The sequence below is a fragment of the Flectobacillus sp. genome, assembly GCF_049240685.1.
GTDB lineage: Bacteria > Bacteroidota > Bacteroidia > Cytophagales > Spirosomataceae > Flectobacillus.
In genome coordinates this window covers 1-6,000 of the sequence record NZ_JBMLSD010000275.1, presented here as the reverse complement: position 1 = coordinate 6,000, position 6,000 = coordinate 1, and the positions used below count along the sequence as shown (strand labels likewise).

Below are 6,000 nucleotides of genomic sequence, written 5' to 3'. Positions count from 1 at the left end.
CCTAAGTACTGACTTTCCAATATTTTTTACCTTCTTTACCCATCAAAAATTAAAATTTTCAGAGCCTTATGTTTATACTCAATGCCCAAAATTCGATAGCTAATCAGTTTATTGCAGAAATGCGAGATATTACCGTTCAGAACGACTCCATGCGATTCCGTAAGAATATGGAGCGTTTGGGTGAAATTTTGGCCTATGAAATCTCAAAAACTTTGGCTTATCAACCTGCCACCGTACAAACACCCTTGGCAGAGGCTTCTACCGAGCTGTTGGTCGAACAACCCGTTTTGGTGGCAATTTTACGAGCAAGTTTACCTTTTTATCAAGGTTTTCTGAACCTTTTTGATCAATCTGAAAATGCCTTTATTGGTGCTTATCGTGGTAAACACCGTGCCGATGAAACCTTTGATATCCAGATGGATTATTTGGCTTGCCCGTCTTTGGAAGGCAAAACAGTTATGCTCATTGACCCAATGCTTGCAACAGGTAAGTCTTTAGTAAAATCGTATCAAGCCCTTTTACAGTACGGAAAACCTGCCAAATTGATTATTGCAGCGGCCATAGCAGCACCTGAGGGACTGGCGTACATTCAGGAGCAAATTCCCGAGGCATCCTTATTTGTTGGAGCCAAAGACGACCGCCTCAATGAGAAGTTTTATATTGTTCCAGGACTTGGCGACGCTGGTGATTTGGCCTATGGTGGAAAGTTATAAATTATAAGCTTTAGGTCTTAGGCTTATAGCCTAAGACCTAAAGCTTATAGCCTACTAAATCAAGTATTATTTTGAAAATCACTTTTTCAAGAATCTTCATTGGGAAATTCATAATTCTACAATAGTAATTTTTCTCCATTTTACTTTGATACCGCCACCAGAGTGAATTTGTAAAGCAATAGAACCTGAGCGAGAGCCAATTTTCTCATCATCAAGCGTAATCATTTCTACGCCGTTGAGCCATGTAGTTACTTTATTTCCTATTACTCTGATTTTCATGGTGTTCCATTTTCCCATTTTCAAAGCTTGGTCTTTTTCTTCGGCGGGTTTTATCAACCAACCTCTACCGTACGATTCATAAATCCCACCAGTCGAATGTCCGGGAGGAGCTACCTCAGCCTGCCAACCGCTAATTTTTGTACCTTCGATGCTCGAATGAAAAAATACACCGCTATTGCCATCAGCTTCTTGAAGAAATTGGAGTGTTAATTCAAAGTCTTTAAAGGTTTTCTCAGTAGCCAAATAACCATATTCTTTTTCGGGGCCACTTTCGCAGATGAGTAAACCTTTCTCAACGTACCACTTTTCGGTACCGTAAATTTTCCAACCACTAAGGTCTTTTTTGTTGAAGAGGGATTGTTTCTTTTGTGCCATACCAAAGCTGGCGCACGCTACCCAGAAGATGAGTAGAAGAGGTACTTTTTTCATAGTTATAATTGGGTATAAATTAGGTAAAAGTAGTAAGTCACAAAAGAATGAAACGCTAGAAAATATACTAACGCATTCACACAAAGGGGGGCTTACTTGAAGGGAAAATTAAAAGATAGAGTGTTCTCTAATATCCTTTTCTGTAGTAGTAAAAAACACAAGTAAGCCAAATTTTGGTATTTGGGGGTACTTTCTAACTTTTTTTGATAATAAGTTAGTGGGCAAAATAAAATTTAAGATTGAACTTTGGGCTTTCAGGTAACGGCTTTCGGCGGTAGGCTTTGGAAAAAAGCATGGCTGTGGTTATTAAAAAACATTCTAACACTCTTTGCCTAGTGCCTAAACTCATAACTTTAATCTTATAAAATATCTTCTTAGACACCGCAAAAAACAATTTAAACTGTTAAAAAATGAGTTCAAGATATAGTCTTAAACTACGGGATATTACTTTAGACTGTAAGCAGTAGGCCATAGGCAAAAGGTCTTTAAATTTCATAAAAAACTACTTTTGCCCCTTAGCTTACGGCTAAATGCCTATTGACAGAAAACTTAAACCTAATTTTTTAGCTTATGGCAAAAAGCTATCCATCGTTACTAAAAAACAATTTATCACACTTTGCCTTGTGCCTTTTGCCTTGCCCCTAAAACACAAACTTATCTTGTCAATCTATAAATCAAGATAGCCGTGCGTTTGATTAGCGCCGGAAGTTCCTTAATATGAAGGGTTTCGCCAGGAGCATGTGCCCCTTTGCCAGATGCTCCTAGTCCATCCAAACAAGCCACATACTGAGCTATATACGAAATATCACCTGCGCCTCTTGAGCCCGGGTCGCCAGCTTTTACTTCACCATATCCCAAATCTTTACTTACTTGATTGAGTTGTGCCAAAATTTGTTCATTGGCAGCCGTTGGTTCCATTGCTGGTATGCCATCTGAGAAACTAATCTCTGCTTTAGTTTCAGGAAGATTTTGGGCTACGATGGCCCTCATGACTTCACGAGCCTTATTTTTTTGGGTTTCTGTCAAAAAGCGTAAATCGCCATTTACAATGGTTTCGGGCGAAATAATATTGGTTTTTCCTACAGCCGAGCCATTGGCTTTTGCTTCGTTGTAATTGATTTCGGCACCTCCCAATATCATACCTGGGTTGAAGGTAAGGTATTTTTCGGAGCTTAGTTTTTCTCTAAATTCATTCAAAATACGGGCTGCTTCGTAAATGGCACCGTAGCCCATTTCTTGGCTGAATACTCTAGACGAGTGGCCAGTTTTTCCGTATGTTTTCAACGACCAACCGCTTGCGCCACGTCGAGCCGTTGCGACGGTATGTAAGCCTACGGCCGTTTCGAATGCCAATGCTATCTCATGTGTTTTGGCGCGGTCTATAAAATCTTTACGACTCACAGAGGTTGGTTTGCCTGCACTTTCTTCATCGCCTGTAAAATATGCTGTGATGGTAGCATTGTCGAGTAGCTTTTGTGCTTGCAATGCCTGAAGTGCTGCTATGACCACCACGTCGCCTCCTTTCATATCATTCACCCCTTGTCCTGTTACGGTTGAGTCGTTGAGATAGGTATAAGGTGCAAAAGTCATTTCTTTTTCAAATACCGTATCCAAATGACCAATCAAGAAAAGCTTTTTGCCCACTTTTCCTTTTTTTTCGGCTACCAAATGTCCTGCTCGTTTTAGCGAATCTGGCAAATTGACCCAGGTAGTTGAAAATCCGATTTTTTCGAACTCTTTTTTAAACAAATCACCTACTTGTTTTACTCCAGCAGTATTAAGCGTTCCACTGTTGATATTTACAGCATCTTTCAAAAGTTGCTCTGTTTGAGCAAAATGAGCATCGATATATTGAGCAATTTTTTGCTCAGTAGGATTTAATTTTTGAGCTCGTGCGCCAATGCTCAAGCCGAAGGCAAGGAGAGAGGGAAGTATGATTTTTTTCATCTAATTTAGAAAAGCGTTTGTTGGGCCAAAATCTGGATATCTAATATAGCTCATATTAGGATTTGAGACAACAAATAGGTTTTTGAACATTTACTTTACTGTATATTTTATTAGAAATTAATTATAAAATGTGTTAAATTAATTCTCAGTAAGTACTTTCGTCCTCTTTTTACGTTTTTTGATCACAGACAAGCACGTTTCATATTGAAATTTGCGACTGTCTACAGCCATAGAGTATATCCTCCCCACTCACTGACTTAACATAAGGCTTATGAGAATTTTATTGATTGAAGATGAGGTAAAAACTGTCAGAATTATCCAACAAGGTCTCGAAGAGCAAGAATATGAAGTAGATGTTGCCTACGACGGTCCGATGGGTTTTCAGTTAGCCTCTCGCCATCCTTACAGTTTAATTATTACTGATATCATTTTGCCGGGATTCAACGGGCTCGAACTATGCAGAAAGCTTCGGGAAGCCCAAATCTCTACGCCGGTATTGATGCTAACAGCATTGGGTACAACCGATGACAAAATTGTTGGTCTTGATGCAGGAGCTGATGATTATCTGGCCAAACCATTTGAGTTTAGAGAACTTCTTGCACGTATCAGGGCGCTTACACGGCGTGGATCTGTCCCTTTGCAAACAGCTAATGTTTTGAAGATTGCAGACCTTGAGATGGATTTGGATATGAAGTCTGTAACCCGTGGAGGAAAGGCTATTCCTCTCACTGCCAAAGAGTTTGTGTTATTAGAATATTTCATTAGACATCAAGGAAGGGTAATTTCGAAAGTAGAATTAGCAGAAAAAATTTGGGATATCACTTTTGATACAGGTACCAATGTAATAGAGGTTTATGTGAATTTTTTGCGAAAAAAAATAGATAAGGATTTTGCCATAAAATTGCTTCATACTCATATTGGTATGGGCTATGTCCTGAAGGTGATAAATTAAAAATGATTATTTGTAAACAGCCTTTCTTATTATGAATATTCGTCTTAGGCTTACTTTTCAGTTTATCGCCCTTGTTACAGCGATTATGATGCTTTTTTCGGTTGGAGTGTACTTTTTTAGTAAACTTTATTTAGAAAAACGTTTTTACAAACGCCTTCAAAATAGTGCTGTTACGACTGCTACTTTACTATTCGAAATTCAGGCAGCCGATACTACTGTGTTGAAACTAGTCAATATTTCAGATAAAGAAATATTGCACGATGAGTCGGTATCGGTTTATAGCCAAACGGACAATAAGTTTATTTTTTCGACAGAAAAAAGCAACGAAAAAATTCATGCAAGAGTGTTACCTCGAGTAACAAGTACACAAGCAAGTTCGTACTTGATGGTGGATGATTATCAGGTTTTTGGGATGTCGATTCAATACAAAGGAGATAATCATTGGATTATTGTAAGTGCCATTGATGAAGCAGGAAAGGAAGCCCTGTCGGACCTAAGGAAGATTCTCATGATTATGACCTTGGTTGCCATTTTGTTGGTGGGGCTCAGTGGATGGATTTTTGCCGACAAGGCACTTTCTCCTATGTCGACTATCATTCGTCAAGTGAATGAAATATTCCCGAAAAATATTGAAAAAAGGCTAGAACATCCCAATCGCGAAGATGAGATTGGGCTTTTGGTAGATACATTCAATAAACTTTTGGGTCGGGTGGAGCAAACTCTTCTTACTCAAAAGATTTTTATTGCTAATGTTTCGCACGAGTTAAAAAACCCCTTGACCAAGATTTATTCTCAGCTCGAAATTACCCTAATGCACCCACGAACGGTGGAAGTCTATCAAAAATTACTAAGCTCACTTAAAGATGATACACGTACTTTGACGCAACTGACCAATACTCTTTTGGATTTGGCCAATACCGTAGTGGACTCCAAAGCCATTGCCAAAACTTCGGTAAGGATGGATGAACTCTTATGGGAGGCCAAAAGCCAAGTACAAAAATGGCATGAAAACTATCAAATCAATATATCCTTTAATGATTTTCCTGACGAAGAAGACGCTCTGGTCGTAAAAGGCAATGAGGCAGCTTTGAAGGTAGTTCTGATGAATTTGATGGATAATGCTTGTAAGTTTTCCGAAAATCATACAGTAAAAGTTGATTTTTCTACAAAAGATTACTGGGTGAATTTATCATTTTTTAATGATGGTCCACCAATTCCTACCAAAGACCTCCCAAATATTTTTGAGCCATTCTATAGAAGCAACGCCACTGCCCAATCGGTGAAAGGTCATGGCGTAGGACTTACGATTGTTCATAAAATTACAGAATTGCACCACGGGCAAATTGTGGTTAACTCTTCTTCTGAGGGTACCATCTTTCAACTGCGTTTTCCAAGTGTTTTAAGACCAATAGCCTAGAAGTCGTGCGACATTATAAGTTAGTGAGCAAAATAAAATTTAAGATTGTGCTTTAAGCTTTCAGGTATCGGCTTTCGGCGGTGGGCTTTGGGAAAAAAGCATGTCCGTGGTCGTTAAAAATTTTTTAACACTCTTTGCCTTGTGCCTGTTGCCTTTTTCCTAAACTAAAAAACTTAAATCTAATTATATTTAACTGCTTGATTAAGAATGTTTTATACTACAGGTTTTTGTGCTATTATGCTAGATTTTACTCGGTTTAAGAC

At 38.6% G+C, this 6,000-nt stretch carries 5 protein-coding genes; 3 read left to right on the top strand and 2 right to left on the bottom strand.

Translation table 11 applies throughout. The features are described from left to right. Nucleotides 1-68 precede the first annotated feature (68 nt). Nucleotides 69-713 carry a uracil phosphoribosyltransferase gene (gene upp / locus ACOVQ4_RS12580; RefSeq protein WP_421820992.1) on the top strand — a complete coding sequence of 215 codons (645 nt, stop codon included), beginning with the start codon at nucleotides 69-71 and terminating at the stop codon, nucleotides 711-713. Between the two features lie 108 nt (nucleotides 714-821). On the opposite strand, the gene ACOVQ4_RS12575 is transcribed toward upp, so the two are convergent. Next, entirely contained in the window at nucleotides 822-1,421 is a 600-nt protein-coding gene (locus ACOVQ4_RS12575) for a 3-keto-disaccharide hydrolase (RefSeq protein WP_421820991.1), read from the bottom strand. 654 nt (nucleotides 1,422-2,075) lie between these two features. Beyond that, nucleotides 2,076-3,368: a M20/M25/M40 family metallo-hydrolase gene (locus ACOVQ4_RS12570; RefSeq protein ID WP_421820990.1), complete on the bottom strand. Its 1,293-nt coding sequence runs from the start codon at nucleotides 3,366-3,368 to the stop codon at nucleotides 2,076-2,078. A gap of 271 nt (nucleotides 3,369-3,639) precedes the next feature. Between ACOVQ4_RS12570 and ACOVQ4_RS12565 the strand changes: the two genes are divergently transcribed. After that, complete coding sequence (locus ACOVQ4_RS12565) at nucleotides 3,640-4,320, top strand: response regulator (protein ID WP_421820989.1); 681 nt, start codon at nucleotides 3,640-3,642, stop codon at nucleotides 4,318-4,320. A gap of 31 nt (nucleotides 4,321-4,351) precedes the next feature. Then, the gene (locus tag ACOVQ4_RS12560; RefSeq protein ID WP_421820988.1) at nucleotides 4,352-5,737 is read left to right on the top strand and encodes an ATP-binding protein; all 1,386 of its coding nucleotides are present in this window, start codon (nucleotides 4,352-4,354) and stop codon (nucleotides 5,735-5,737) included. The last annotated feature ends 263 nt before the right edge of the window (nucleotides 5,738-6,000 follow it).

Coding starts and splice junctions, on each gene's coding strand:
- upp (WP_421820992.1), top strand. CDS start 69: ATGTTTATACTCAATGCCCAAAATTCGATAGCTAATCAGTTTATTGCA.
- ACOVQ4_RS12575 (WP_421820991.1), bottom strand. CDS start 1,421: ATGAAAAAAGTACCTCTTCTACTCATCTTCTGGGTAGCGTGCGCCAGC.
- ACOVQ4_RS12570 (WP_421820990.1), bottom strand. CDS start 3,368: ATGAAAAAAATCATACTTCCCTCTCTCCTTGCCTTCGGCTTGAGCATT.
- ACOVQ4_RS12565 (WP_421820989.1), top strand. CDS start 3,640: ATGAGAATTTTATTGATTGAAGATGAGGTAAAAACTGTCAGAATTATC.
- ACOVQ4_RS12560 (WP_421820988.1), top strand. CDS start 4,352: ATGAATATTCGTCTTAGGCTTACTTTTCAGTTTATCGCCCTTGTTACA.